The organism is Mycolicibacter icosiumassiliensis (assembly GCF_900078685.2).
In the GTDB taxonomy this organism is placed as follows: domain Bacteria; phylum Actinomycetota; class Actinomycetes; order Mycobacteriales; family Mycobacteriaceae; genus Mycobacterium; species Mycobacterium icosiumassiliensis.
The window spans coordinates 3,349,644-3,376,431 of sequence record NZ_LT546166.1 but is presented as its reverse complement, the minus strand read 5'-3'; the positions used below and the strand labels follow the sequence as shown (position 1 = coordinate 3,376,431).

23 protein-coding genes and 1 tRNA gene are annotated in these 26,788 nt (G+C 64.4%); 14 read left to right on the top strand and 10 right to left on the bottom strand.

The window, feature by feature from the left end:
- Positions 1-7 precede the first annotated feature (7 nt).
- From BN4346_RS40045 to BN4346_RS40025, 5 genes are all read left to right on the top strand, one after another.
- A complete protein-coding gene (locus tag BN4346_RS40045) occupies positions 8-1,069 on the top strand; it encodes a zinc-binding dehydrogenase (protein ID WP_167666229.1) in 1,062 nt (353 codons plus the stop codon).
- Between the two features lie 69 nt (positions 1,070-1,138).
- Positions 1,139-3,718 (top strand): multicopper oxidase domain-containing protein, encoded by a 2,580-nt coding sequence (locus BN4346_RS40040; RefSeq protein ID WP_067974732.1) that lies wholly within the window; start codon positions 1,139-1,141, stop codon positions 3,716-3,718.
- Between the two features lie 159 nt (positions 3,719-3,877).
- A complete protein-coding gene (pdhA, locus tag BN4346_RS40035; RefSeq protein ID WP_067974729.1) occupies positions 3,878-4,972 on the top strand; it encodes a pyruvate dehydrogenase (acetyl-transferring) E1 component subunit alpha in 1,095 nt (364 codons plus the stop codon).
- A complete protein-coding gene (locus BN4346_RS40030; protein WP_067974726.1) occupies positions 4,972-6,021 on the top strand; it encodes an alpha-ketoacid dehydrogenase subunit beta in 1,050 nt (349 codons plus the stop codon). Before pdhA ends, BN4346_RS40030 begins: the two co-directional genes overlap by 1 nt.
- On the top strand, positions 6,018-7,193 hold the full coding sequence (locus BN4346_RS40025) for a dihydrolipoamide acetyltransferase family protein (protein ID WP_067974723.1): 1,176 nt from the start codon (positions 6,018-6,020) through the stop codon (positions 7,191-7,193). The genes BN4346_RS40030 and BN4346_RS40025 overlap by 4 nt, the downstream gene beginning before the upstream one ends.
- Before the next feature lie 9 nt (positions 7,194-7,202).
- Here the strand turns inward: BN4346_RS40025 and BN4346_RS40020 are convergent, their stop codons facing one another.
- The 5 genes from BN4346_RS40020 to BN4346_RS40000 all read right to left on the bottom strand — a co-directional run bounded on the left by BN4346_RS40020 (position 7,203) and on the right by BN4346_RS40000 (position 10,267).
- Positions 7,203-7,961 carry an enoyl-CoA hydratase gene (locus BN4346_RS40020; RefSeq protein WP_067974722.1) on the bottom strand — a complete coding sequence of 253 codons (759 nt, stop codon included), beginning with the start codon at positions 7,959-7,961 and terminating at the stop codon, positions 7,203-7,205.
- Positions 7,962-7,992: 31 nt separating this feature from the next.
- Positions 7,993-8,370 carry a hypothetical protein gene (locus tag BN4346_RS40015; RefSeq protein WP_067974719.1) on the bottom strand — a complete coding sequence of 126 codons (378 nt, stop codon included), beginning with the start codon at positions 8,368-8,370 and terminating at the stop codon, positions 7,993-7,995.
- A 93-nt stretch (positions 8,371-8,463) separates the two neighbouring features.
- Positions 8,464-8,537 (bottom strand) — tRNA-Arg (locus tag BN4346_RS40010).
- A gap of 10 nt (positions 8,538-8,547) precedes the next feature.
- On the bottom strand, positions 8,548-9,693 hold the full coding sequence (locus tag BN4346_RS40005; RefSeq protein ID WP_235653676.1) for a tyrosine-type recombinase/integrase: 1,146 nt from the start codon (positions 9,691-9,693) through the stop codon (positions 8,548-8,550).
- A 58-nt stretch (positions 9,694-9,751) separates the two neighbouring features.
- Positions 9,752-10,267 carry a helix-turn-helix domain-containing protein gene (locus tag BN4346_RS40000; protein ID WP_067974714.1) on the bottom strand — a complete coding sequence of 172 codons (516 nt, stop codon included), beginning with the start codon at positions 10,265-10,267 and terminating at the stop codon, positions 9,752-9,754.
- A 124-nt stretch (positions 10,268-10,391) separates the two neighbouring features.
- Between BN4346_RS40000 and BN4346_RS48210 the strand changes: the two genes are divergently transcribed.
- Positions 10,392-10,568: a helix-turn-helix domain-containing protein gene (locus tag BN4346_RS48210; RefSeq protein ID WP_167666228.1), complete on the top strand. Its 177-nt coding sequence runs from the start codon at positions 10,392-10,394 to the stop codon at positions 10,566-10,568.
- A 348-nt stretch (positions 10,569-10,916) separates the two neighbouring features.
- Here the strand turns inward: BN4346_RS48210 and BN4346_RS39990 are convergent, their stop codons facing one another.
- The gene (locus tag BN4346_RS39990; RefSeq protein WP_067974710.1) at positions 10,917-12,155 is read right to left on the bottom strand and encodes an IS701 family transposase; all 1,239 of its coding nucleotides are present in this window, start codon (positions 12,153-12,155) and stop codon (positions 10,917-10,919) included.
- A gap of 259 nt (positions 12,156-12,414) precedes the next feature.
- Here BN4346_RS39990 and BN4346_RS39985 point away from each other — a divergent pair, with 259 nt between their 5' ends.
- From BN4346_RS39985 to BN4346_RS39965, 5 genes are all read left to right on the top strand, one after another.
- On the top strand, positions 12,415-12,702 hold the full coding sequence (locus BN4346_RS39985) for a hypothetical protein (RefSeq protein ID WP_154677623.1): 288 nt from the start codon (positions 12,415-12,417) through the stop codon (positions 12,700-12,702).
- 260 nt (positions 12,703-12,962) lie between these two features.
- Complete coding sequence (locus tag BN4346_RS47780) at positions 12,963-13,136, top strand: hypothetical protein (protein ID WP_154677622.1); 174 nt, start codon at positions 12,963-12,965, stop codon at positions 13,134-13,136.
- Between the two features lie 389 nt (positions 13,137-13,525).
- A complete protein-coding gene (locus tag BN4346_RS39980; RefSeq protein WP_167666227.1) occupies positions 13,526-14,632 on the top strand; it encodes a DUF3631 domain-containing protein in 1,107 nt (368 codons plus the stop codon).
- Positions 14,633-15,382: 750 nt separating this feature from the next.
- Positions 15,383-16,219, top strand: a complete 837-nt coding sequence (locus BN4346_RS39970; protein WP_154677621.1) for a phage major capsid protein — start codon at positions 15,383-15,385, stop codon at positions 16,217-16,219.
- 948 nt (positions 16,220-17,167) lie between these two features.
- Positions 17,168-17,878: a hypothetical protein gene (locus tag BN4346_RS39965; protein WP_154677620.1), complete on the top strand. Its 711-nt coding sequence runs from the start codon at positions 17,168-17,170 to the stop codon at positions 17,876-17,878.
- Between the two features lie 7 nt (positions 17,879-17,885).
- Here BN4346_RS39965 and BN4346_RS39960 read toward each other — a convergent pair whose 3' ends face one another.
- From BN4346_RS39960 to BN4346_RS39950, 4 genes are all read right to left on the bottom strand, one after another.
- Positions 17,886-19,124, bottom strand: coding sequence for an IS701 family transposase (locus BN4346_RS39960; RefSeq protein WP_067974693.1), 1,239 nt, complete (start codon positions 19,122-19,124; stop codon positions 17,886-17,888).
- Positions 19,125-19,358: 234 nt separating this feature from the next.
- A complete protein-coding gene (locus BN4346_RS47775; RefSeq protein ID WP_154677619.1) occupies positions 19,359-19,679 on the bottom strand; it encodes a helix-turn-helix domain-containing protein in 321 nt (106 codons plus the stop codon).
- A 33-nt stretch (positions 19,680-19,712) separates the two neighbouring features.
- Positions 19,713-20,414: a hypothetical protein gene (locus BN4346_RS39955; RefSeq protein ID WP_235653675.1), complete on the bottom strand. Its 702-nt coding sequence runs from the start codon at positions 20,412-20,414 to the stop codon at positions 19,713-19,715.
- Between the two features lie 47 nt (positions 20,415-20,461).
- Positions 20,462-20,725, bottom strand: a complete 264-nt coding sequence (locus tag BN4346_RS39950; RefSeq protein WP_067974690.1) for a MerR family transcriptional regulator — start codon at positions 20,723-20,725, stop codon at positions 20,462-20,464.
- Positions 20,726-21,318: 593 nt separating this feature from the next.
- On the opposite strand from BN4346_RS39950, the gene BN4346_RS39945 reads away from it, so the two are divergent.
- Genes BN4346_RS39945 through BN4346_RS39935 form a run of 3 tightly spaced genes read left to right on the top strand, consistent with a single transcriptional unit; the run spans position 21,319 to position 26,770 of the window.
- Positions 21,319-22,767, top strand: a complete 1,449-nt coding sequence (locus BN4346_RS39945; protein ID WP_067975063.1) for a wax ester/triacylglycerol synthase family O-acyltransferase — start codon at positions 21,319-21,321, stop codon at positions 22,765-22,767.
- The gene (locus BN4346_RS39940) at positions 22,764-24,419 is read left to right on the top strand and encodes an HAD-IB family hydrolase/lysophospholipid acyltransferase family protein (RefSeq protein ID WP_067974688.1); all 1,656 of its coding nucleotides are present in this window, start codon (positions 22,764-22,766) and stop codon (positions 24,417-24,419) included. Before BN4346_RS39945 ends, BN4346_RS39940 begins: the two co-directional genes overlap by 4 nt.
- The gene (locus BN4346_RS39935; protein ID WP_067974685.1) at positions 24,416-26,770 is read left to right on the top strand and encodes a glycerol-3-phosphate 1-O-acyltransferase; all 2,355 of its coding nucleotides are present in this window, start codon (positions 24,416-24,418) and stop codon (positions 26,768-26,770) included. The genes BN4346_RS39940 and BN4346_RS39935 overlap by 4 nt, the downstream gene beginning before the upstream one ends.
- The last annotated feature ends 18 nt before the right edge of the window (positions 26,771-26,788 follow it).

The window sequence follows — 26,788 nt, the reverse complement described above, 5'->3', positions numbered from 1 at the left end:
AGAAACCGTGAATCAACCGATCTCTGCTGACGCCTGGGTCGCCACCGAACTCGGTGACCCGGCCAAGGTGCTGGCCCGACAGAGCGTCGAGGTACGCGCGCCCGGGCCCGGCGAAATCCGGGTCGCGGTCAACGCGTTCTGCCTCAACTTCAACGACATCGACATCATCGGAGGCCGCTACACCACCCTGCCACTGCAGCCGCCGTTCGTGCCCGGCATGGAGACAGTCGGAGTCGTGGAGAGCGCCGGGCAGGGCGCCGAACATCTCATCGGCCGGCGCATCGTCGGCATCCCGGTGATGGCCTTCGGCGGGTACGCCTCCTACGCGATCGTCGACGCCGCGACCGCGCTGGACCTGCCGGACTGGGTCAGCGACGTCGACGGCGCCGCCCTGCACTACCCGTTCCACCTGGGCTGGTTCGCATTGCGGGAACGTGGCCGCCTCAAGCCGGGGGAGACCCTGCTAGTGCACGCCGCCGCGGGCGGCACCGGATCCGGCGCATTGGTGCTCGGCAAAGCGCTGGGCGCTCGGGTAATCGCCACCGCCGGCAGTGACGAGAAGGTCGAGTTCTGCAAGGAACTCGGCGCCGACCACGCGATCAACTACCGCAACGGTGACTGGGTCGAGCAGGTCATGGAACTGACCTACGGCCGCGGTGTCGACGTCGCGTTCGACGCGGTCGGCGGAGACGTGGCAGTCCAGACGTTCCGTGCCATGGGCCTGAACGGCCGGTACCTGATGGCAGGGTTCGCCCAGGACATCGCCCTGGAGGACGGCGACTACCTCTCGCCACGGCCCATCGCCTACAGCAACTTCGATGTCTGCGGGGTATGTCTGGTCTACGTCAACGACCCGGTGGCGATCCGGCGCACCCTGGGCTTCAACTGGCCGGCTCGCTCGGAGGGACTGGACGCTCACGCGAAAATCCTGGAAATGCTGCGCACCGGCAAGATCCGCACCGTCGTCGGCGCACAGGTTCCCTGGACCGACCTGCCGAATGCTTTGGAGCGCATGGCCGCTCGCCAGACCACTGGCCGCCTGGTGGTCACCACCGACCGCGCCGCTTAGCGCACCCGGATCAAACCAGTGCCAAAGGGCACTTCCGGGTAGGAACGATCCGGCCGTAGCCTGGCGAACATGATTCCGTTGGGGCCGCCGGCGCCGGTCGTCAAACCCCGCCGGCGGGGCGGACCGCGCGGACCGGTCTTCCTCGGCGCCAACATCGTGGTGCTGGGCTGGCTGGTCGTCGCCGTCGCGCTGCTGGTCGCGCACAACGTCATTGCGCACCCGATCTGGCTGCCGGTGCACGCGCTGCTGCTCGGTGCGGCCACCAACGCGATCGTGATCTGGTCGGGACACTTCACCACCACGCTATGCCGGGTCCCCGACCCGCCGCCATGGCACCTGGTGGCCAAGCTGTCCCTGCTCAACCTCGCCGTCATCGCCACCCTAGCCGGAGTGGCCTTCAACGCCGAGGCCCTGACCGGGATGGGCGGCACGGCCGTGGCCGTGGTCGCTGTCGCTCACGGTGCCGAGTTGATCGCGATGAAGAAGCGCGCCCTGTCCGCGCGCTTCGACTACCTGGTCGGTTTCTACCTGGCCGCCATCGCAGCGCTGCTGGCCGGATCGGCGACCGGTGCCGCCATGGCCTTCGGTGTGGCCCGGTGGTATGCGCGGCTGTGGACCACCCACGTGCACGTAATGCTCTACGGCTGGATCGGCCTGACGGTTGTGGGCACCTTGTTCACCCTGTGGCCCACCACAATCCGGGAGAAGATCACCCCGCGCAGCTTTGCGATGGCCCAGCGCGCGTTACCGACCCTGACGGTGGGCCTGTCCGTCGCAGCCGCCGGTCTGCTCACCAACAGCTGGTGGCTGACCGCGGCAGGACTGCTGGGGTATGCGGTCGGAGTCGGCCTCTCCATAGTCGGATTGTGGCCGGGGCGCAGCTTCACCGGACCCGCGGCCTGGATGCTGGTCGGCGCGACGGCCTGGCTGGGTGTCGCTGTCCTGATGGAGATGATTCGGCTGATCGTCGCCCGCTCGGTCGACGTGCTGCCCGCTTTCGCGGAGAACACCCTGCTTCCGCTGCTGGCAGTCGGATTCGTCGCTCAGATCCTGTTGGGCGCCTTGAGTCAGCTGCTGCCGGTCTTGGTGGCCAACGGCCCGCCCGTTCGCAAAGCCGTCATCGGCTACCTGGACCAGGGTTGGCAGGCTCGGGTGTGCGCGCTCAACATCGCCGTACCGCTGGTCGCCGGGCCGTGGCGGGCACCGCTGCCGTTGATCGGCTGGGTGCTGGCAGCGGTCGCGGTGGCCAGCTTCGTATTGCTGGCACTGCGGCTCGCGGTGCCCGTAGCGCTGCGCGGTCCGCTCGATATTGACGCGATCACGCCACATTCCCGGGCGATCACCGGGGCGGTCGCCGTTGCCGCGGTGGCCGCGGTCGCCGCCGCGCTGGGACTCGGGATCGGCGGCCCCGCGACCTCGGGGGCCGCCGGTATCACCGGAGAGGCACGCACCGTCGACGTCACGCTGAAGAACATGCGGTTCTCCCCGGACGTGATCAACGTGCCGGCCGGAACCCGGCTGGCCCTGCGGGTCACCAACGTCGACGGGTTGCCGCACGACTTGCACGTCGACACCGGCGAGCGCACCCCGCGGTTGAGCCGTGGCCAGACCGCCGTGCTCGATCTCGGTGCGGTGCACCAGGACCGCGACGTGTGGTGCGATGTGCCCGGTCACCGGGCCGCCGGCATGACGATGACGATCCACGCCATCGGTGGCTCCCCGAGGCAGGAGCACAGCGGCGCGGGGCATGGTGGCCTGCCCGCGCCGACCGTGTTGGACCTGGCCGCCGATCCGTCCCCCGGCTGGACGCCGCGCGATGCAGTGCTCGCACCGGCGACCCCGGGGGTGCATCGGGTGGAACTGCGCGCCGTCGACCGGGAACTGGAGATCGCGCCCGGCCGCCGGGAGATCCGCTGGACCTTCGGCGGCGTCGAACCGGCGCCGACCCTGCACGGCAAGGTCGGGGACACCTTCGAAATCACGCTGATCAACGACGCCACCATGGGCCATGGCATCGACTTTCACGCCGGAGCGCTCGCCCCGGACCAACCGATGCGCACCTTGGCGCCGGGCGAGCGACTGGTCTACCGGTTCACGGCGCGCCGGGCCGGCGCCTGGCTGTATCACTGCAGCACCCCGCCCATGGCACTGCACATCGCCAACGGCATGTACGGGGCGGTGATCATCGATCCACCCGGGTTGCCGCCGGTGGACCGGGAATACGCCCTGGTCGGCGCCCAGCTCTACGCGAACGCACCGGATTCCGATGCCCAGACGACCGCCATCCGCGCCGGTCAGCCCGACGGCTGGATGTTCAACGGCACCGCGGCCCAGTACGTGCACGCCCCGCTGCCGGCGCGCACCGGTGAACGGGTGCGCGTCTGGGTGGTCAACGCCGGCCCGGGCGACGCGATCGCCTTCCACGTCGTCGGATCGCAGTTCGACACCGGCTATAAAGAGGGGGCTTGGCTGCTGCGGCCCAATGACCCGTCGGCCCCGGCGGGGGGATCGCAGGTCCTCGACCTGGCGCCCGCCCAGGGCGGCTTCGTCGAGCTCACGTTCCCCGAACCGGGCCACTACCCGTTCATGGATCACGACATGCGGCACGCCGAGAACGGGGCGCGCGGCATCTTCGAGGTCTCGGGGTAGCGGAGCTCAACAAAGAACACGCCGAGTGTGCGGTTTCGTACGTGACAAGCCGTTCTCGACCACTAAACCGCGCACTCGACGAATAGCCACGCCGCACCGGCTCACCAGGGCGCTCGACATTCGCTGGCATAATGAGATCAGCGTCACAAGGAGGCTCACATGGGCCAGCTGCCAGGCATTACCGGTCCGCAGGTCGCCCTGGAACCTGTGCAGCTGATCGGGCCGGACGGCACCCCCACCGCCGAGAGTCGCTACAGCCGCGACCTGCCCGAAGAAACCCTCGGTTGGCTCTACGAGCTGATGGTGCTCACCCGCGAACTCGATATTGAACTGGTCAACCTGCAACGCCAGGGCGAGCTGGCGCTCTACGCATCGTGTCGTGGCCAGGAGGCCGCCCAGGTCGGCGCCGTCGCGTGCCTGCGCAAAACCGACTGGCTGTTCCCGCAGTACCGCGAGCTGGGCGTCTTCGTCACCCGGGGAATCCCGCCGTGGCACGTCGCGGCCGCCTGGCGCGGAACGTGGAACGGCGGGCTGGAGTTCACCGAGAAGAACTGCGCGCCGATCTCGGTTCCGATCGGTACCCAGGCGCTGCACGCGGTGGGCGCCGCAATGGCCGCCCAACGCCTGGCCGAGGATTCGGTCACCGTCGCCTTCACCGGCGATGGCGCCACCAGTGAGGGCGACGTACACGAGGCACTCAATTTCGCCGCCGTGTTCTCCGCCCCGTGTGTGTTCTACGTGCAGAACAACCAATGGGCCATCTCGGTGCCGCTGCGCAAGCAGACCGTCGCTGTCTCACTGGCACACAAGGCGATCGGCTACGGCATGCCGGGCATCCGGGTGGACGGCAACGATCCGCTGGCCTGCTACGCGGTGATGGCCGAAGCGGCCGAGCGGGCGCGCCATGGTGGTGGACCGAGCCTGATCGAGGCCGTCACCTACCGGCTCGGTCCGCACACCACCTCCGACGATCCGACCCGCTACCGCAACAGCGCCGAAGTCGACCAATGGGCGGAACTCGACCCGCTCCCGCGTTACCGCACCTACCTGCGCCATATCGGCGTGTGGTCGCAGCGGCTGCAGGACCGGGTCGACGCCAAGGCCAAGCGCGTACGCAGCGAGCTGCGCGACGCCACCGTCGGGGCTGCCGATGCCGATATCGACGAGGTGTTTACCGTCGTCTTCGCCGACATCACCCCGGATCTGCAGCAGCAGCGGGCCGCGCTGCGTGCCGAATTGGGCAGGGGGCGTTGATGACCCAGATCCTCGAACCACCCACCCGCGCGGCGACCCCCACCGCAGCGGCCGGATCCCACACCCGCACCGAAGAGCTGACCATGGTGGCGGCGCTCAACCGGGCACTGCGCGATGCGATGGACGCCGAGCCCAAGGTCCTGGTATTCGGCACCGACGTCGGTGTGCAGGGCGGGGTGTTCCGGGTGACCGAGGGCCTGGCCGAAACCTTCGGTGAGCAACGCTGTTTCGACACTCCGCTGGCGGAATCGGCGGTGATCGGCATCGCCATCGGACTGGCCATGCGGGGCTTCGTCCCGGTTCCGGAGATCCAGTTCGACGGGTTCAGCTACCCGGCATTGGACCAGGTGGTCAGCCACCTGGCCAAGTACCGCTCCCGGACCCGCGGCGCGGTGTCGATGCCGGTCACCGTGCGCATCCCATCGTTCGGCGGAATCGGTGCGGCCGAGCATCATTCGGAATCCACCGAAACCTATTGGGCGCACACCGCCGGACTGAAGGTGGTGGTGCCCGCCGACCCGTCGGACGCGTATTGGCTGCTGCGCCATGCGATCACCGCCCCCGACCCGGTGATGTTCCTGGAGCCCAAGCGGCGGTACTGGTCCCGCGGCCCCGTCGACACCGAACATCCGGCGCCGGGGATCGGGTGCGCTGCCGTACGCCGATCCGGCACCGACGTCACGGTGCTCACCTACGGCGGTGGAGTGGCCACCGCGCTGTCCGCGGCCGAGATCGGTGCGCAACAGCACGGGTGGAGCCTGGAGGTGGTCGACCTGCGCTCGCTGGTCCCGCTCGACTTCGACACCGTCGCGGCGTCGGTGCGGCGCACCGGGCGATGCGTGGTGCTGCACGAAGGCCCCCGCAATCTCGGCTACGGCGCCGAACTGGCCGCCCGCATCTCCGAGGAACTGTTCTACGAACTGGAAGCACCGGTGTTGCGCGCCAGCGGATTCGACACCCCGTATCCACCGGCCCGGTTGGAACGCCTCTGGCTGCCCGGCCCCGATCGGCTGCTGGACTGCGTTCAGCGGCTGTTGGAGGCGCCATGAGCACCGAGACGGTCCAGACCTTCACCGTCCCTGATCTCGGGGAGGGGCTCGAAGAGGTGACGGTGACCAGTTGGAGCGTCGCCGTCGGCGATCAGATCGAACTCAACCAGGCGCTGTGCTCGGTGGAAACGGCAAAAGCCGAAGTGGAGCTCCCCAGCCCGTATGCCGGCCGGGTGGTCGAGCTGGGCGGCGCGGTGGGCGACGTGCTCGCGGTCGGCGCGCCGTTGGTGCGCATCGACACCGGTACACCGGCTGAGACTGCGGGGCGGGCACCGGTGCTGGTCGGCTATGGCGCCGACGACACGTTCGACACCAGCCGCCGTACCTGCACGTCCACGACCGGGCGGCCCAGGGCCAAGCCGGGCGCCCGCAAACTCGCCGCTGAGCTGGGCGTCGACTTGAGTCGCGTGCCGCCCGGACCGAGCGGCGTGATCACCCCCGATGGGGTACGCGCGGCCGCCGGCGCGGCGGCTCCCGACGACGAACTTCGTCCGCCCAGCCCTGTGCAGGCGGCCATGGCCGAACGGATGACACTGTCCCGCAGCACGATCCCCGATGCGCACGGCAGCGTGCAGGTCGACGGCACCAACCTGTTGCAGCTGCGGGATCGACTAGTGGAGGCCGGCGGCGCGACGATCACCCCGTTCGTGCTGATCCTGCGCCTGCTCGTCATCGCCCTGACCCGCCACCCGGTGCTCAACGCGACGTGGGTCGAAGCACCGGAGGGCCCGATGATCCGCACTCATCACGGCGTGCATCTGGGTTTCGGGGTGGCCGCGCCCCGCGGCCTGCTGGTGCCGGTGGTGTTCGACGCGCACCGCAAGACCACCCGCGAACTTGCCGATACCGTTGCGCGGCTGATCGCCGAGGCCCGGGCCGGCACACTCAAGCCGGCCGAGCTGCAGGGGTCGACGTTCACGGTTTCGAACTTCGGGGCGCTCGGCCTCGATGACGGGGTACCGGTGATCAACTACCCGGAGGCGGCCATCTTGGGGATCGGTTCGCTGAAACCACGGCCGGTCGCGGTGGGGGAGGTCGTCGTGGTGCGTCCGCAGCTGACCCTGACGTGCGCGTTCGACCATCGCGTCGCCGACGGCGCGCAGGTCGCCGAATTCCTGTGCGCGCTTCGCGATCTGATCGAACAACCGGAGATCGCGCTGCTGGATCTCTAAAGCATGTCGCTATCTGCGCTGTGCTGCGGCCAGCCGTGCGGCAAAGTCCGGCGACTCGACGGAGGCTGCCTGCGGACCCAGCTCGGTCTGCTTGGCGAACTCGTGTTGGTCACCCTCGACAGCACCGGGACTGGCGGTGGCGCGCATCGTCGCCTTGGTGGCCAAGACCACCTGCCGAGGCGCGGATGCCGGACCGGCGGCCAGCGTCATCGCCGCGGTGACCGGGTCGTCGTCGAGCTGCAGCGCCAAGCCGTGCCGCACCGCGGCCTCGGCGTCGAAACGCATGCCGAACAGCAGTGCGGCCCGGGCCACCTGCGGCCCCACCGCCCGGTGCAGCATCCAGGTGGCGCCGCCGCCGGGATGCAGACCCAGCTGCTGGAACCGGGCATCGAACAGCGCCGCCGGGCCGGCGATACGCACGTCGGCGGCCAGCGCCAGGTTCAGACCCGCACCCACCGCGGCACCGTTGACCGCGGCGATGGTGGGCAACGTGCACTGTGCGATCGCCATGAAACCGTCGTACAACGCCAACAGCCCGTCTTCGGTCGCCGCACCGAGCGCCGACAGGTCGGCTCCGGCGCAGAACGCCCGGCCCGCGCCGGTGACCACCACCGCGTGCACTCCGGGGTCGGCTTCGGCCCGCTCGACGGCGGCCCGCAGCTGCACCGACATGGCGCCGGTGACGGCATTACGCCGGTCCGGATCGTTGACGGTGATCAGCGCTACACGATCACTGACGTCGTATAGGACGAGATCGGGGCGTGTCATAGGGCGATGACGCTAGCGCGGTGGGGAGCGATCAGCCGATCCAGGTGACGACGCCTGCGGTCACCCCCACCATCGCGATCATGAACATGGTGAAGAAGATGAGCGCCCGTTCGTGGCTCATGGATCTGCCTTTCCTGATTTGCCCGGTCTCCTTGTCGTTCCGCACGACGCGATTGTCATGCGAACCGGGCTTCTGGCGTTCCGCTGCGGCCGACGCGCCGCTGTTCGGCGGCGTTCGATGCGTTGACGGATCGTCCGCTGGTTGATCGTTGACGCTCCAGACTAGTGGCCAGCCCTGTTCGCGGGTGCACAAGGTCCGGTTGTTTGCCGAACTGGTGACCTCGCGGTTGTGTTTATTTGCGTTGCAGGCGGCGCAGGCAGGGCCTCCGGCTGCTGCGTCAAGAATCAACCGAAACAGCTGTCAAGCATCAGCCGAAACACCGTCAAGCATCAACCGGAGACAAAACGTCAAGCATCACCCGACGTCATACAAGTCAACTAGCGCCCCCGGCAGGACTCGAACCTGCGACCACAAGATTAGAAGTCATGTGCTCTATCCACCTGAGCTACGGAGGCCTGGTGCACGTCAAACGTGCTTTTTGTTGAGGTTGTCGGGGGTCGTCTCCTCCTCTGTACGCCCTTCGTTTACGCCCTTTGTGTTCGCGAGCATCATTCCTAGTGATGCTACGGCGTTGCGTGCCTGATCCTGTGACGTGTGCCCGTAGAGGTCGCCGGTAACAGCGATTGACCCGTGGCCGAGTAGATCAGCAACGGCTTTGATGTGTACCCCTGCCTCAAGCCATGCGGTCGCAGCCGAGTGACGCAGCGTGTGGGCACCAACGCCTTCGAGTCCCGCGGCCTTGGCCCCATTCTCGACTACGCGGAGGATATTCCGCGGTGACACGAGTGTTCCCACCTCGGTGGTAAACACCATGTCGTGATGACCGCCCCAAGCGGGACCCAGGCGTAGGCGTTCCTCCTTCTGGCGTTTCCGCACGGCGCGAAGTTCGGCGACGAGTTCGGGCGTCATGGGGATACGCCGGCGAGAGCGTTTCGACTTGGGCGTGGTGAGCTTGAGCTGGCCGTCAATCAGAGCGAGCGTGTGCGTCACCGTTAGCTCGGCGTTGTCCAGATCAACGTCTTTCCACGCCAGCGCGCAGGCTTCACCGCGCCTCAGGGCGCACGAGGCGATCGCCAGCACGACAGCGTAGTAACGACTGCGACGAGCGCCCGCGAGGACCTTACGGACGTCGCTGGGTGCCAGTACGTGCGCCTCGTGACGTTCGACGCGAGGACGTTGCACTGTGGCGGCGGGATTCTTCCCGATCAAGCCATCTCGAACAGCGCTGTCCAGAGCAGCACGTAGCACGACGTACACCTGTCGCACCGTCGAGTCGGCGAGACCCTGGCGACGTAGCTCCACGATCATGGCTTCTACGTGCGATGGCCGCAGGCGGTCGAGCCGTATCTCACCAATGGTCTTTGCCATCAAGTGCTTTCGGGCAATCGCTGCATAGAGTTGCTTGGTCGTCGCTTTACGGTCCGACGCCTCCAAAGACGACTCGCACCACACCCGAAGCCACTGTGCGACCGTGTCTTTAGCGTCGCGGGCTGGTGCGCCGATGGCCAGCCGTTCTCGCACTTCTTGTAGCTTGTCGCGTACCTCTTGGCTTGTCTTGCCGTAGACGCTGACCCGCTTGGGTAACCCGGTGTGTGGATCGGTGTACCTCATCCGCCCCTGATAGGTCCCGTTGGGGCGCTTCGTGATCGACCCCTCGTGGTTGCCGCGCCTATCCATTGCGGACTTCCCAGCCGTAGCGATCGACTCCCCATTGGATCGTTTGTCTTGCCTGTTCGCCAGCTTCGTGCGCGGCGTCGTCGTTTCCACGTTCTGCGTACATACGTTGACGCGCGACAAAATCGAGATAATCCCAGTACACGCGCATGGACGTCTCGTCGAAGCTCTGGCCTACGAAGTCGCGGATCGCTTCGTGTGTGGGCATCAGCTCACCAGGTGTCAGCTCGACCTCACCATCGAGCAAGTCAGGCAGGACCAACGAAAGGGGGTCGGTGCCAAGCGCTTTAGCGAGTACGAGTAGTTCGCACACGTCAACCTTGCCCAGTCGATTACCCGACTCGATCTTGCTGATGGTCACGCGGTGAATCGGGTAGCCCAGCTCCCGCGTGCGTTCCGCCAGTTGCGAGGCCGATAGCTTTCGTCGTTCTCGGTACAGCGCGATGGCTCGACCGATGCGTCTGGCCGTGGCTTCTTGCCATCGCTTGGCGTCGGGGTCAACTGTGGGCATTCTCGTCACCTGTCGTATTACAGAACATTCTATCTCCTGTCAGTCGCGTTCAAGCACGTTCATGTTAACGTCAATAGCGACGATACGCAATAAGTTCTGTCGTATTCCAGAACAAGGAGAACCAATGGTTGAAAGGCTCTATACGCCCGAACAGGCGTGCCGATTGCTTGGGTGTGGGAAGACCCGTCTGTACCGCTACATGAAGGACGGTCAGATTCCGAGCGTGAAGCTCGGCAAGTCTCGTCGCATCCGCAAGTCGGACCTTGACGACTTCATCGAAGGCTTGACCGACGATGCGTAGCCACGCGGACTGCGATCACCCCGCCACGAGTGGCGCGCGTGACCGGTGTCGGATGCAGGACGACGAGTACCGCCAGCGTCGGCGGGAACGCCAGCGGGGCTACCAGACGACTCCCGAGTACCGCGCTCGGCGGCGAGCACACTACCGCGAGGTGTCGCTATGACTAAGGGCTTCGCTAAGGCAGATCGCACACGGACCGAGGTTCCAGGCAAGCGCAAAAAGCCAAGTAAGGCAGTCAGTTCCACACCACCCATTCCGACGAACGATCGCACCGAGCGCGAGGAAGTCATTGCGCGATTGAGGAACCGCGGCCGTAAGGAACGCTAGTACTACAGCCGTAGATCGATGCTATTGGTACTTTGACCTGCAGTTTTGGCGACTTTGATAGGCCTGTTGCTGGTGTCGGCGGCGCCAGAGTGACCAGTCCAGGATGCGGTCGCGGTGGTGCAGCGGCGTAAGGATAAGAGCGACGAACAGTCGCCGAAACTCGTTGACACTCAACCGGATCAGTGCTGGGTTGTGGTGCTCGGTGTCGCGTTGGGTGGCGGTCTGCACGGCCAGGAACGCATGGGCGAGCATGACCAGGATCGTCCAGCGGTGCCAGGAGGTCCAGGTGCGCACCTGGTGCTGGTCCAGTCCGGTCAATCCCTTGCTGGTTTGCAGCGATTCCTCGACTGTCCAGCGCCGCCCCGCTACACGAACCAGGTCAGCCAGTGTGACCGAGGCTGGGCTGTAGCAGTGGTAGAAGGCCAGCTCGCCCGTGATGTCGTTGCGGCGGATCAGCACCGAACACGACCCACTCGGGGCGCTCTCGGTGGTGGCGATCCACGCCCACGAGTACATGCGTGGGCCTTTGGCCCCCGCACCGGCGGATCGACGCTGCCACGCCGACATCGGTAGTGCGCAGGCAAGGTCATCGACGCGCAGGCTGCCCACCTTTGTGGGTACTCGCCGGTCACAGCTAATCGCCAACACGTACCCGACACCCCTGTGCTGCAACATAGTTCGAAGATCCGGGTCGGCGCCGTACACTTCGTCGCCAGCCACCCACGACGCGGGCACGCCGGCGTCAAGAGCATGACCGATCATCGCGGTAGCCAATGCAGGTTTGGTGGCGAACGCCACGCTCTCGGGCACACCAGCGGCCAGGCATCTGTCCGGATCATCGGCCCACGACTTCGGTAGGTACAGGGCACGGTCGATCAACGCGTGGCCCCGACTGCTGGTGTAGGTCATGTAGACCGCGACCTGACAGTTCTCGATCCGGCCCGCGGTTCCCGAGTACTGCCGCTGAACACCAACAGTTTTGGTGCCCTTCTTCACATCGCCGGTTTCATCGACCACCAGTACCGCATCAGAATCGGCGAACGCCTCGACGACGTAGGTTCGCAGCTCATCTGCGATGTCGTCAGCGTTCCACTTGGCGCGAGCAAGCAAGTGCTGCAATTTATCCGGAGTGGAATGCCCAGACAGTTCGGCCATCGTCCAGCAGTTCTTGGACTCCACCGCCGAGAGCACACCCAGCACGAATGCGCCCGCATTTCGCGCGGCGTCATAGCGGGCGAACCGGCCCGATATCCGGTTCATCAGCGCGTCCAGGCCATCGCGCCAGCGTTGGTGATCTACTCTCAAACCCGCGGCTGCCGTGGGTGTTTTTCTCGTCTTCACAAACCGTGAATCATGCCCCGGCAGCCGCCCCTACCAGCGCAAACACGCCGAACCCGCTCACCGGAAGCGAACTACGGCTGTAGTACTAGGACCCCTGATCTAACAATCCCGTTGGACCAGGCCAAAAAGAATGCCCGCAAGTTCACGGCTCGCGGGCATTCATGTCAGAGGAGAAACAATGACGGACGCAATTGTAACAACACGATCGACGCCGTTTGAGTTCTTGATGAACTACCTACGCATGGTCGGGGGATCGCCAGACTTCCCGAACACCAACGGCATCTCAGTGAAGGGAAAGACCATCTCCGATTCCGTTGGTGTTCCGTACGTTGACTGTCCACGCTGCGGCGAGGATCACGACGAGGAAATGATGGCGCTGGAGTTCGCGAAGGAGCTCGACGGCCGACTCATCTCGTTCGTCGAGTACACCTGCATGACGTGTGGAGAGCGCCAGTACGCGGTGTAGCGCTGCGACGGGTCCCGCCCATGCTCACAGGCGGGGGGGGGGGGGCCTGTCGGCTCCTGTGAATTGCGCGTCCGACGATCACCACATAATCGACCCGAAGGTCGCTCTGCGTCGAACTGAGCGCCTGATTACGCGCATTCCGCGACGTACGCGCATATGCGCGTGACGGCGTAATTCAAGAATTGTTGCATTCTCGCAGGTCAAATAGCGAGGAGATGCCGTGTGTTTCAATTTGAGCAGCAAATGAGGAGGTGATGTAAATGGCTGGACCTAAAAAAGGCGAGCCGGGATACGAGGAATACAGGCAGGCATACAACACCCGTCGTCGTAAGCGGCGCGAAGATCCTGCGTATTTCGCCATGGAGGAAGCCCGGAAAAAGGCCTCGATGAAGAAGTTACGAGAGAAGCGTAAGCAAGAAAGGGAAGCAAAATGAAGTCTTATGTCGAAACCTCCCGCCAGAGGAAAGCGAGCAAGGATCGTGGCAAGGGCTAAACCCATAGTTCTAGATTTCACCAACGTCCAGACCCCCGACGAGCAATATCAGGATCTCGTCAAGACTCTGCGGGGCGGTCATCCCCCGATCCCACATCCAATCGACGTCAAGGGACCGACGACGTTCAGCCTCGATAAAGACGGAAAGCTGCGGTCCCACACGAGGCCGGTGCCTGAGTTCCGTATGAATCGGGCGCGACGGATCTTGTGGGAGTGCCAGCAGCGCCCCGAATGGCCATATCGACGCGACTCGTTCTTTCGGCACCCGTCGCTGAGGAACTTGCCCTGCGCGGTGCTGCGGCAACTCGTGAAAGAAAGCGAGGGGCAGTGATGTCCGGCAATAAACGACGCCCATCGGGTAACGCGATCTTGCGGGATGTCCGTACGTGGCTTGAGCGGTTCATCGCAGTTACGCACGAAGATGATCTGGACATCCTGTCACTGTGGATTGTTCACACCCATCTCGTATCCGAACTGTGGACCACACCGCGACTGTTGATCGACTCAATCATGCCGGGCAGTGGGAAGACCACGGTGCTGGATCATTGCTCCAGGTTGTGCCACAGGCCGGTTCAAGCGGCCATGCTGAGTTCGCCTGCGCTCATTCCCCGCATGCTCGAATCGGAGATGCGAACGATCCTGCTCGATGAGGTCGACCGTTCGTTGAGAGAGAACAAGGAGGGCGTGCAAGACCTCATCGCCGTAGTCAACTCGGGGTACCGGTTCGGGGCGTCACGTCCAGTGCTGGTTCCTGGTGGCGATGGTTGGGTCACTCAAGACATGTCCACTTACGCGCCGGTGGCTATGGCGGGCAACTCGCCCCACCTACCCCCGGACACCTTGAGTCGTGCGATCAGGATTCTGATGATGCCCGACCTTTCGGGTGATGTTGAGGACAGCGATTGGGAACTGATCGAAGAGGACGCCAAGAAGCTCCACGACAGCATCGTCACGTGGGCTGACAGTGTCCGCGAGAACATCCCGCAAGTCGATCTGCCCGATGGCTGTATTGGGCGCACACGGGAAAAATGGAGGCCTCTTAAACGGGTCGCCGTGCTCGCTGGCGGTGACTGGCCCCGCGTCGCAGATCAACTGATCAAGAACAACATTGCCGAGGATCAGGCCGAGCGCGAAGCCGGACTGAAAGAACTACCTCCGGGAATGGTGTTGCTCAACGACCTTCGGGCTGTATGGCCGGATGACGAAGACTTCGTATCCAGCGCGGACCTCCTCAAGCTGGTCGTCAATCACAATCGGGACTATTGGGGCGCCAACAGCAAGTTCGGAAGGCTCAGCCCACAGCGCTTCGGGCGCATCGTCAACCAAGCGACCAAGCGCACAAGCACCCGCGAGCACGGGCGCAGTGGACCACGGGGATTCACGCGTAGCGACTTCGAATTGACCTGGCGACGGATGAACATCCAAGGCCCCGAGTGACGTCACGTCGTGCACTCGGTGCAACTCGGTGCAATCGGCGCACTTGGCGCATTCAAGTTCGTTCCGAGTGCACCAAGTGCACCGAGTGTACCGAGTGCATTGCATGACGTACGACAACACGGGCACGAAGGGGCGTTCCGCCACGTCATCGACGCAAAGCAGGACGCAACATCATTGAATCAACGGAAAGGTAAGAACTGCAATGAATCTCGAAGAAGCTCGCGAACTAATGAACAAGCTCAATCACGGCGATCCCGACTCCGGTGTGGGCAAGGCGACTTCCGTGAAGACGTGGAAGACGGAGCTTCGGACAGACGCGGACCGAAACCCGCTCTCCGCCGAGCGTGTCGATGAGGCTGAGTTCCCGCTCGGTCATATCGGACCCGCGTCACCGTGTTGCGCTGCGCCTGAGGGCGAGCACACGCCCGAGTGCCCCGCGCGATCGGTCGACGACGACACCGAGGCACATTAGAGCGCTCTCAGCGCGTCTGTGCGCTCCGTTCAATTGTGCAATGAGGGATTGATCGGCCCGAATTTGTACAGACCCACACTGGACCGCACAGCGCACCATTGAGTCTGAAAGTCGGTGCGGTGTAACATCATCGGCACGCACGCTCGACGCGGAAAGTCGAGATGTCCCACACCAGACACAAAACGGGTGGTTATGCCGACGGGCTTACGGATGCAGCACCATTTGTCGGTTTTGGTGCGAAAACATACATCCATTCTCGAATCTGAAGGAATACCACTGTGTCTACAAGTTTCATCACTAACAACTCGCCCAAAGGCTGGGCGATGGACGTACAGGGCATTGCGCCCGAAGCGGTAATCCCGCAGGCACTCGTTCTGCAGTGCAGCACCAAGGGCGGCGAAGTCCAGGGTGATGCTCCCGTGGTCCGTGTCCCGCGTATCAAGATCATTGATGCGGGTTTCGTGCCCGAGGGTGACGACATTCCCGAGAACGATCCCGAGCTGTCCGAGCTCCTGATCAAGACCGGGACCGTCGCGGAATTGCTGAAGGTGTCGAGGGACCAGCTGGGCCAGAATTCGGCGTCGTCGCTGATCTCCCACGAGATGCGGCGCTCGTTGATCCACAAGGCGGACACGGCGTTCCTGTCGCAGCCCGCGCCTGTTCCGCCGGTGGAGTTCCCTCCGGGTGGGCTTCTGTCGTACGCGACCGATGCGGGTCCGTTGACGGGCGACCTGGATGCTCTGATCGACGCCTTCGCTGAGATCGAAGCGTTGCCCGGTGGTGTGGTCACCCACGTTCTCGCGCACCCGTCGGCATACGCGACGCTGCGCCAGATCAAGAAGGCGACCGGGTCGAACGAGGCTCTGTTGGGTGCGGGAACGCAGGCAGGCGAGAAATCCATTCTCGGTGTGCCGGTGTTGACGACCAACGCTATGCCGTCCGACAAGATCATGGCTCTGGACAAGAACTACATCGTGTCGGCGTACTCGAATCTGGAAGTCGCGCGGTCTGATGACTTCTACTTCAACTCCATCTCGGTGGCGTTGCGGGCGAGCTTCAGGTTCGGCGCGGGCATCCTCGAAAGCGAAGCGGCGCAGGTCCTCACGGTGTCGTAACAACTGAATAGGAATGGGGCGTGACTCTGGAATGGGGTTGCGCCTCTTCCTATTTCTGCTCCCGCTGAGTTCGAGAATGCGACGATTGGGCGTGACGCACAAGGCGACCGTTTACCCGTGGTCGTCGCGTCACATGGATCATGCGTTGGGTGCGGGTTGGGCTGGGCCGCCGCTGCTCGTCACCCGCGCATGATCCCCCATTACCTGAACCTCACGCTGCGCTGCCACAACACCCAACGTGACTGATGCGCGTGACCTCGAAGGGCAACGTGCCTCTTTCTCCTGATGCGTTGTCCTTCTTGGTGGGTACGTGTTGTGTGTACCCGTGCGCGTTGTCGTTCCCGTGATTGTGTCCGTGATCTGTTGTGCGCGTTGTCCTGTCCCGTTGATTGTGTGCGTGCCCGACGTTGTACGTGCGTAGGTACACGCATGATGATGACTTGATGCTCGGAGTTCTCTTTCCCTTTTCTGTTGTGTTGCAATCACATTCCTGATACCACGCCGATTGCTAATCTCAATTCAATTGCCACGACTGAGGATTGGATATCCAATGCCCACACTGCCCGTGCGCATCGAGAACTGCCCGTTGCCACCGTGCTTCTTGCCGATTCGGGTCATCCCCGCAGGTCAAGGCATGTTTTGACCCCTGCGGGGGACAGGGGGGTCTGACACACGCGGCCGCGGACGGCCTTTGCCGCTCATGCTGCGTACGGATGGCCCAACTTTTTCTCGTTAGAGAACGACGAGGGGCAAAAGGTGCCCTGACCTGGGGTAATGACCTTGTATCAGCATCATTGTCGGACCTTTGTATCAAGGATTGTCGCAATACCAGTTATTTCTGTAAGCGATCCGGTAATTCACCCCCCGACAACGAGTCGCGTGCGAACGCGCAGACGCCGTGCGTGTCGCTCAGGGTGCTGTGTCGCGACCCCGTGATTCACTGACGATGTGACGACATCACCGCCTGCCTCTTTTTCGCCTGAAGATGACGCCGACGACTCCATGCGACATTGGAAAGTTATAACGCTTGGCGTCGTCTTGGCCCTCGGCGTCATCTTCTGGCTAGGCGTGGGATACGGGCAGCGATGGGGCGCACAGCAGTGGGGACCGTTCGCAGATTGGCTCGTCGGGTTTTTGACCTTCGGCGCGGTGGTGGTAGCGCTACGAGAATCGCTAAAGGGGCAACACGGCCGCCTGATCGACCATGAGCTGGCGAGGCGGCGCGAGAATCTAGACGCGCTATCGAACCTGTGGTCGGCTCTGCTGGCGATGAACATGTCTACGCTTAGGTTTAGTCAATATTTTCAGAACTTGCCGGCTAATTTCGATCTTGATTTGCCGCGTCCGGGTAGCACTCACAGTACGACTAGATCGCTGCGCGTGGAGTTGCACGAGGAGCTGGGCGAATATATGACGAGATGGATGGACACCGTCGAATCAGTGCGATTTGTCGCGTTGACGCTTCTGAAGGCTACGTCATTCGGTGACAGCATCCTCGAATTGGACACAGCGATCGACGAGTTCTTAAAGGAATTGCTGGACCAACAGTATTCAATAGCCGCGAGTAACGGCCAACGCCCGGCGGCCGAGTTAAGTGACAGTTGGCAGAAGGTTACGGGGCTCAGGCGCGGACATCTTGATCTAGTACTACAGCCGTAGATCGATGCTATTGGTACTTTGACCTGCAGTTTTGGCGACTTTGATAGGCCTGTTGCTGGTGTCGGCGGCGCCAGAGTGACCAGTCCAGGATGCGGTCGCGGTGGTGCAGCGGCGTAAGGATAAGAGCGACGAACAGTCGCCGAAACTCGTTGACACTCAACCGGATCAGTGCTGGGTTGTGGTGCTCGGTGTCGCGTTGGGTGGCGGTCTGCACGGCCAGGAACGCATGGGCGAGCATGACCAGGATCGTCCAGCGGTGCCAGGAGGTCCAGGTGCGCACCTGATGCTGGTCCAGGCCGGTCAATCCCTTGCTGGTTTGAAACGATTCCTCGACTGTCCAGCGCCGCCCCGCTACACGAACCAGGTCAGCCAGTGTGACCGAGGCTGGGCTGTAGCAGTGGTAGAAGGCCAGCTCGCCCGTGATGTCGTTGCGGCGGATCAGCACCGAACACGACCCACTCGGGGCGCTCTCGGTGGTGGCGATCCACGCCCACGAGTACATGCGTGGGCCTTTGGCCCCCGCACCGGCGGATCGACGCTGCCACGCCGACATCGGTAGTGCGTAGGCAAGGTCATCGACGCGCAGGCTGCCCACCTTTGTGGGTACTCGCCGGTCACAGCTAATCGCCAACACGTACCCGACACCCCTGTGCTGCAACATAGTTCGAAGATCCGGGTCGGCGCCGTACACTTCGTCGCCAGCCACCCACGACGCGGGCACGCCGGCGTCAAGAGCATGACCGATCATCGCGGTAGCCAATGCAGGTTTGGTGGCGAACGCCACGCTCTCGGGCACACCAGCGGCCAGGCATCTGTCCGGATCATCGGCCCACGACTTCGGTAGGTACAGGGCACGGTCGATCAACGCGTGGCCCCGACTGCTGGTGTAGGTCATGTAGACCGCGACCTGACAGTTCTCGATCCGGCCCGCGGTTCCCGAGTACTGCCGCTGATCACCAACAGTTTTGGTGCCCTTCTTCACATCGCCGGTTTCATCGACCACCAGTACCGCATCAGAATCGGCGAACGCCTCGACGACGTAGGTTCGCAGCTCATCTGCGATGTCGTCAGCGTTCCACTTGGCGCGAGCAAGCAAGTGCTGCAATTTATCCGGAGTGGAATGCCCAGACAGTTCGGCCATCGTCCAGCAGTTCTTGGACTCCACCGCCGAGAGCGCACCCAGCACGAATGCGCCCGCATTTCGCGCGGCGTCATAGCGGGCGAACCGGCCCGATATCCGGTTCATCAGCGCGTCCAGGCCATCGCGCCAGCGTTGGTGATCTACTCTCAAACCCGCGGCTGCCGTGGGTGTTTTTCTCGTCTTCACAAACCGTGAATCATGCCCCGGCAGCCGCCCCTACCAGCGCAAACACGCCGAACCCGCTCACCGGAAGCGAACTACGGCTGTAGTACTAGCCCGCAAGCACTTTAGCCTGGATCTCAAGGACGTCGAGGCGGCTGTTCGTAGAAGGTGATGGCTTCAATCCACGGCGCGTACGAGCGTCATCAGTCGCGCTTCGCGTCGGTATCGTTCAGCGACGAACTCGGCAGTGTGGGCAGGATCGTTTAGCCACTCCAAGGGCAGCCCCGGTGAATCACTATGGCTGGCATTGTTCCCGGACTTCTTCACGGGCTTGGGCGTGCACAGATATTCGGATACGGCGTTGATGTCGTCGGGTGAGAATAGGTAGTCGGTTCCGCGTTTGGCGAGCCTCATTCTGAGGCCCGACTTACGGATTGCGCGTTGTAGGACTGGGATCGAAATATCAAGTGCCGCAGCGGCTTGCGAGGTCGTCATCATGCGCGGCATTATCGCGCTGGCGAACTTCCTCGCTTAGTCGTCGTCGTCCTCGTCGGCATCGGGCTGGTAGCGATACCACTTGCTCTCGTCTGGATCCCAATACGCCTGTTCGGCCCCCGGCTCAGGATTATGGCGATATCGACCGACAGGGAACCGATGGCCCTGGGTCGGATGCGTCGGAGGCTGACCCCATCGACCGTCCCACCACGGAACCCAATGAAAGTCCCAGATGTCGTCGTCCGATGGCTGTAACTCTTTAAACGCTGCGCCCAGTCGATCAATGATGTGGAGCATGCTTTTGGCTTCGCCGACATTGCGGAGCGCCTTAGCCAGATCCTCTTCGCGGATCTCTTCGTTGTAGCGCTGCTGGAACCAGATTCCGTCTGCGTGTTTCTCGAAGCCCTTGCCGAGGGCGATGGTCATGACACGGTGCGGCTCCTCTCCGTCGACCGAGACAACGTCGACCATGTGCGCGAGCTTGTCGCGTATTGCCTTGGCCTCCTTGTAGATCACCGAGAAAACCTGCGGGAAAGCGACACCCCAGACGCGACGGACAACCTTCTTGTACTCCTTGAGGATGTAGTCGTCGGCGTACTTCCCCTTCTCTGCGTACGCCCGTGCGTCCTCGCCTTCGAGGGCCATCAACGTGTAGTCCTTGATTAGCGCCTGCAGCTCTGTCCACGCGCCGAACAGTTTGAGCACCATCCGTTCCATGGCGACCATCGTCGCACTCACCAAAAAGCCCCGGCGATGCACCGAGGCTTGTTGGGTGTGGAACCGGGTTATGACGCCTTTATGGCTTCAGCCGTCTCGTCGGCGACGACCGCGAGAGCGCGGGCTTTCGTGCCACGGTCAGCGACGAACGCGGCATAGCCCTTCTTGAGCTTGGCAACGTCGGCCTTGGCGAAGACGTACGACTTGCCTTCGCGGGTGAACATGCCGTCAGCGTTGCCCGAGCGCAGGTACACGCGCAACGCCTTCGGGTCGATGTCGAGCGCTTCGGCGACGTCCTTGGACGTGAGGGTGGGGGAGGTGGGTGCAGGCATGGTGCGCTCCGTTCGTTGTCGATTGATAGCTTGCCTATGCAACGTAAGACGCGTGGGCTTCGAGTCCAAAACGATTCGAGTCTCGCCGCAGGTCACGCCGGGGCGCCGCTCGCACACACGGGCGAAGTTACGCCCTTTCGTACGCCCTTTCGCGTGCGTCCGGTGTCATGCGGTGTGGCGTGCAACCTGCCCCGACGTGCGACAACGAACGGTGCTGAAAGCAAGAGACAAAATTAGAAGTCATGTGCTCTATCCACCTGAGCTACGGAGGCAATGCGCGTCCAGTTTATCCGCTGCTAGAGGTGGATCCACGCCAACCGAGCCTCGCTGAAGGGCCGGGCGCATGCGGCGCTGCCGGCTTCGCCTCTCCTTCGTCGAGCCTCGCTAAACCGCCGGTTTCCAATTCAACCGGCCAACAGAGTATTTCGATTTGTCGGCAGGGATCCGGATCTGCGCCAATCGACACCCGTCGCCGTGGGCAAACGATTAGCGTTGAATGGTGCTCGTGACGTCTGTGAATCAGGAGTGGTGTGTGGTGACAGCCTCGGTGTGCCGGGTGGGACGGGGCAGTGCTGCGGCGTGGGGAGCTCGGCGTGGCTGATCGCGTGGACGCCGCCGGATTGCCCACCGAGCTCGGTGCTCTCGACTACCTGTTGCACCGCGGAGAGGCCAATCCGCGCACCCGCTCGGGCATCATGGGTCTGGAGCTGCTCGACACCACCCCGGATTGGGACCGCTTCCGGAGCCTGTTCGAGAACGTCTCCCGGAAAGTGCTGCGGCTGCGCCAGAAGGTCGTGGTGCCCACGCTGCCGACGGCTGCGCCGCGGTGGGTGGTAGACCCCGACTTCAACCTCGACTTTCATGTCCGGCGGGTCCGGGTGCCCGAGCCCGGCGGCTTGCGCGAGGTGCTCGATCTGGCCGAGGTGGCCCTGCAATCACCGATGGATATTCAGCGCCCGCTGTGGTCGGCGACACTGGTGGAGGGGCTGGCCGACGGGCGGGCTGCCACCTTGATGCACCTGAGTCACGCGGTCACCGACGGTGTCGGGGGTGCTGCGATGTTCGGGCGGATCTATGACCTGGAGCGCGATCCGCCGGCCCGGTCGATGCCGCCGCAACCGGTGCCGCAGGACCTGTCGGCCAACGACCTGATGCGTGACGGCATCAACCACCTGCCGATCGCGATGCTCGGCAGCACTCGCGATGTGCTGCTGGGGGCGCTGTCGATGGCGACCCGCACCGTGCGCGACCCGTTGTCGGCGGTCACCGGTGTCATCACCTACGCCCGGTCGGGCGCGCGAGTGATGAGCCAGGCAGCCGAGCCCTCCCCGCTGCTGCGTCGGCGCAGCCTGGCCAGCCGGACCCAGGCGATTGACGTCCGACTGTCGGATCTGCACCGGGCCGCCAAGGCCGGCGGTGGATCCATCAACGACGCCTACCTAGCTGCCTTGTCCGGTGCGCTGGGGCGCTATCACCGAGCGCTGGGAGTGCCGATCGCGACCCTGCCGATGGCGATCCCGGTGAACCTGCGCGCCGACGCCGATCCTGCCGGCGGCAACCGGTTCACCGGGGTGAACGTGGCCGCCCCGGTCGGAGTCGCCGACCCGGTGGAGCGGATCAAGCGGATTCGGGCCCAGATGACCCAGCGACGTGACGAGCCCGCGATGGACGTGATCGGCTCCATCGCGCCACTGCTGAGCGTCTTTCCGTCCCCAGTTCTGGAGAAGATGACCGAGTCGGTGGTCAGCGCCGATGTGCAGGCCAGCAACGTCGCGTTCTATCCCGGCGAAACCTATATCGCGGGGGCGAAGGTGCTGCGGCACTACGGAATCGGTCCGTTGCCGGGGGTCGCGATGATGGTAGTGCTGATCTCCCGGGGCGGCGAGTGCACCATCACGGTCCGCTACGACCGCGCAGCAGTCCGCGACGAAAAGCTGTTCGCCAGGTGTTTGGTGGAGGGCTTCGACGAAGTGCTGGCGCTCGCCGGCGATCCCGCGCCGCGCTGCGTGCCGGCCTCATTCAGCACCGGTGACGAGTCATGACCGACGACGCGAAGTCTCGGCCGCCGCGCGACATGCGGCTGCCCGGATCGGTAGCCGAGATCGCGGCCAGCCCGCCCGGCCCCAAGATCGGCGCGTTCTTCGATCTCGACGGCACCCTGGTGGCCGGCTTCACCGCCGTCATCCTCACCCGGGAGCGATTCCGTAGCCGTGACATGGGGCTGGGGGAGTTGTTCGGCATGATCCAGGCCGGGCTCAACCATCAACTCGGCCGCATCGAGTTCGAGGAGCTCATCACCACGGCGTCGTCGGCACTGCGTGGCCGTTCGATCAGTGACCTCGACGAGATCGGCGAGCGGCTGTTCGTCCAGAAGATCGCCAAGCGCATCTACCCCGAGATGCGCGAAGTGGTGCGGGCCCACCAAGCGCGCGGGCACACCGTGGTGCTGAGCTCCTCGGCGCTGACCATTCAGGTCGAACCGGTGGCCCGTTTCCTGGGCATCACCAACACGCTCACCAACGCCTTCGTCACCGACGAGGACGGTGCGCTCACCGGCGAGGTGGTCGAACCGATTCTGTGGGGGCCGGGTAAAGCCGCCGCGGTGCAGAAGTTCGCCGCCGAACACGACATCGACCTGCAGGACAGTTACTTCTACGCCGACGGCGACGAAGACGTCGCGCTGATGCATCTGGTCGGCAATCCGCGCCCGACGAACCCCGAGGGCAAAATGGCCTCGGTCGCCCGCAAGCGCGGCTGGCCGATCCTGCAGTTCAGCAGCCGCGGCAGCGGGGTCGTCGGCCAACTGCGGAACCTGGCCGGCCTCAGCTCGATCGTCCCGGTGGGCGCGGGCGCCATCGGGATGGGCCTGCTCAGCGGCAGCCGGCGCCGGGGCGTCAACTTCTTCACCGCGCTGTTCCCGCAAGTGCTGTTGGGTCTCAATGGCGTGCGGCTCAACGTGATCGGCAAAGAAAACCTCACCGCAACCCGGCCGGCGGTGTTCATCTTCAACCACCGCAACCAGGTGGATCCGGTGATCACCGCGGCACTGGTCCGCGACAACTGGATCAGCGTCGGCAAACGGGAACTGGAGAAGGATCCGATCGCCGGCGCGCTGGGAAAGCTGACCGAGATGGTGTTCATCGACCGGGACGACGCGGCCGCGGCCGTGGAGTCCCTGCAGGAGGTCGAGGAACGGGCCAAGCGCGGTTTGTCGGTGGTGATCGCGCCCGAAGGCACCCGAGTGGACACCACCGGGGTGGGTCCGTTCAAGAAGGGGCCGTTCCGGCTCGCGATGGCGGCCGGGATTCCGATCGTGCCGGTGATCATCCGCAACGCCGAGGTGGTCGCCGCCCGGGACTCGATAAGCGCCCACCCCGGCACCGTGGATGTTGCGGTATTCCCGGCGATCTCGGTCCAGGACTGGACCCTCGACACGCTGCCTGAGCGGATCGCGGAGGTCCGCCAGCTGTACCTGGACACCCTGGCCGACTGGCCGGTCGACGAGTTGCCGGCCTGGTCGCCCAAACAGCAGGTGCCAGCCAAGAAGGCGCCGGCCAAGAAGGTGCCAGCCAAGAAGGCGCCAGCGAAAAAGGTCGCCGCCAAGAAGGCTGTCGCCAAGAAAGTCCCGGCCAAGAAAGCTCCGGCCAAGAAAGCTCCGGCCAAGAAACCGCCGGCCCCGAAGGGGGAGCAGTGACGACATCACCGGCCACCGACCCCTCGGGGTCCACCGCAACCGTCGACACGCTGGTCTTGGCCTACGTGTCGTCGCCGGTGGAGGCCGACCTCGTCCACGAGTGGCTGGAACGGTACCGGGACGGCCGGCCCGGCGACCGCATCGAACTGCTGGAACTCGACCCGTCGCAGCGCTCACCCGGGGCGATGGCGCGGCTGGTCGGGCATCTCGAACGCGACGAGCGGCGGTCGATCCTGCCGGTGCGGGTCTTCTGGATGCCCCGTGCCGAAGCCTCCGCGCTGAAGCGGGTGGCCGCCTTGCTGCCCGGCCGCAATCCCTACCGGCCCAGTGAACGCCAACAGCGCCAGATCCTGCGGACCGAGTCGTCGCTGGCCCGCGTCGTGGTGGGTGAGCCGGCCAGCGTCGCCGACCTGCGCAGCCAGTGGAGTGAGAACACCGTCGGTGAAAACCCCCGGGATTTCGCGCATTTCGTTACGCGTCGCGCGGTGCTGGCGCTGGAACGCGCCGAGAACCGGATCCTGGGCCCGCAATACAAGTCGCCGCGGCTGGTGAAACCGGAGATCTTGGCGTCCACCCGATTCCGTGAGGGACTGCAAGCCATTCCGGGCGCCACCGTCGACGAGGCCGGCAAGATGCTCGACGAGCTGTCCACCGGCTGGAGTCGGGTTTCGGTCGACATGGTCGCCGTCTTGACCCGGATGCTCAGCCGCGGCTTCGACCCCGAGATCGACTACGACGAGTATCAGGTCGCCGCGCTGCGCACCGCCTTGGAGAACCACCCCGCGGTGCTGTTGTTCTCCCACCGGTCCTACATCGACGGCGCGGTCATGCCGGTGGCGATGCAGGAGAACCGGCTTCCGCCGGTCCACGTCTTCGCCGGTATCAATCTGTCGTTCGGATTGATGGGGCCGCTGCTGCGCCGCTCCGGGGTCATCTTCATCCGCCGCAGCATCGGCAACAACCCGCTCTACAAATACGTGCTCAAGGAGTACGTCGGCTACGTGATGGAGAAGCGGTTCAACCTGAGCTGGTCCATCGAGGGCACCCGGTCGCGCACCGGCAAGATGCTGCCTCCCAAGCTCGGACTGATGACCTACGTCGCCGACGCCTACCTGGACGACCGCACTGAAGATGTTCTCCTGCAGGGTGTTTCGATCAGCTTCGACCAGCTGCACGAGGCCGACGAGTACGCCGCCTACGCCCGGGGTGGGGAGAAGACGCCGGAGGGGATCCGCTGGCTCTACCGCTTCATCAAGGCGCAAGGCGAACGCAACTACGGCAAGATCTACGTGCGTTTCCCCGAGGCCGTCTCGATGCGCCAATACCTCGGTGCCCCCGACAGTCCGACCGCGACCGACCCGGACGCCAAGCGGCTGGCCATGCAGAAGATGGCCATCGAGGTGGCCTGGCGGATCCAGCGCGTCACCCCGATCAGCGCGACCGGTCTGGTGTCCGCGCTGCTGCTGACCACGCACGGGCTGGCGTTGACGCTGGACCAGATCCACCATTCGCTGCAGGCCGGCTTGGACTACCTGGAACGCAAGCAGACTCCGATCTCCACCAGCGCGTTGCGGCTGCGCAGCCGCGACGGGGTACGCGCCGCGGTGGACGCGCTGTCCAACGGGCATCCGGTCACCCGCGTCGACGGCGGGCGAGAGTCGGTGTGGCGGATCGCCCCCGAAGACGAGCACGCCGCATCGTTCTACCGCAACTCGGTGATCCACGCCTTCCTGGAAACCTCGATCGTCGAGCTGGCGCTGGCGCACGCCGGCCGCGGCGAAGGCGACCGGCTGGACGCGTTCTGGACGCAGGCGATGCGGCTGCGCGACCTGCTCAAGTTCGACTTCTACTTCGCCGACTCCGCGTCCTTCCGCGACAACATCGCCGAGGAGATGTCCTGGTTCGGTGACTGGCAGGAGCGGGTCGGCGCCGGTGGCGCCGAGATCGACGGCATCCTGTCCGAAAAGACCCCGGTGACCTCCGACGTCATGCTGCGGGTGTTCTTCGAGTCCTACGCGATCGTCGCCGACGTGCTCTGCGACGCACCGGCCGACATCGGCGAGAACGAACTGACCCAGTTGGCGCTGGGGGTCGGCCGCCAGTACGTGGCGCAGGGGCGCGTTCGCAGCAGTGAATCGGTGTCCACCCTGCTGTTCGCGACCGCCTGTCAGGTAGTCGCCGATCAGGGCCTGCTGGAACCCGCGCCGGATCTGGCGGGCCGCCGCAAGGCGTTCCGGGCTGAACTGCGCGCGATCCTGCAGGACTCCGACCACATCGCCCGCATCGCCCGGGAGGCCTTTGCCGCCCGGGACATGGAGGTGCGACGGCATTGGCGGGGCTTGAGCAGGTAGCGGGGCGGTCTGCAACGT

Excerpts from the sequence above, each read along its gene's own strand:
- BN4346_RS40040 (WP_067974732.1), top strand. The coding sequence starts at position 1,139 with ATGATTCCGTTGGGGCCGCCGGCGCCGGTCGTCAAACCCCGCCGGCGG.
- pdhA (WP_067974729.1), top strand. The coding sequence starts at position 3,878 with ATGGGCCAGCTGCCAGGCATTACCGGTCCGCAGGTCGCCCTGGAACCT.
- BN4346_RS40030 (WP_067974726.1), top strand. The coding sequence starts at position 4,972 with ATGACCCAGATCCTCGAACCACCCACCCGCGCGGCGACCCCCACCGCA.
- BN4346_RS40025 (WP_067974723.1), top strand. The coding sequence starts at position 6,018 with ATGAGCACCGAGACGGTCCAGACCTTCACCGTCCCTGATCTCGGGGAG.
- BN4346_RS40020 (WP_067974722.1), bottom strand. The coding sequence starts at position 7,961 with ATGACACGCCCCGATCTCGTCCTATACGACGTCAGTGATCGTGTAGCG.
- BN4346_RS40005 (WP_235653676.1), bottom strand. The coding sequence starts at position 9,693 with ATGAGGTACACCGATCCACACACCGGGTTACCCAAGCGGGTCAGCGTC.
- BN4346_RS40000 (WP_067974714.1), bottom strand. The coding sequence starts at position 10,267 with ATGCCCACAGTTGACCCCGACGCCAAGCGATGGCAAGAAGCCACGGCC.
- BN4346_RS48210 (WP_167666228.1), top strand. The coding sequence starts at position 10,392 with ATGGTTGAAAGGCTCTATACGCCCGAACAGGCGTGCCGATTGCTTGGG.
- BN4346_RS39990 (WP_067974710.1), bottom strand. The coding sequence starts at position 12,155 with ATGAACCGGATATCGGGCCGGTTCGCCCGCTATGACGCCGCGCGAAAT.
- BN4346_RS39985 (WP_154677623.1), top strand. The coding sequence starts at position 12,415 with ATGACGGACGCAATTGTAACAACACGATCGACGCCGTTTGAGTTCTTG.
- BN4346_RS47780 (WP_154677622.1), top strand. The coding sequence starts at position 12,963 with ATGGCTGGACCTAAAAAAGGCGAGCCGGGATACGAGGAATACAGGCAG.
- BN4346_RS39980 (WP_167666227.1), top strand. The coding sequence starts at position 13,526 with ATGTCCGGCAATAAACGACGCCCATCGGGTAACGCGATCTTGCGGGAT.
- BN4346_RS39960 (WP_067974693.1), bottom strand. The coding sequence starts at position 19,124 with ATGAACCGGATATCGGGCCGGTTCGCCCGCTATGACGCCGCGCGAAAT.
- BN4346_RS47775 (WP_154677619.1), bottom strand. The coding sequence starts at position 19,679 with ATGATGACGACCTCGCAAGCCGCTGCGGCACTTGATATTTCGATCCCA.
- BN4346_RS39950 (WP_067974690.1), bottom strand. The coding sequence starts at position 20,725 with ATGCCTGCACCCACCTCCCCCACCCTCACGTCCAAGGACGTCGCCGAA.
- BN4346_RS39940 (WP_067974688.1), top strand. The coding sequence starts at position 22,764 with ATGACCGACGACGCGAAGTCTCGGCCGCCGCGCGACATGCGGCTGCCC.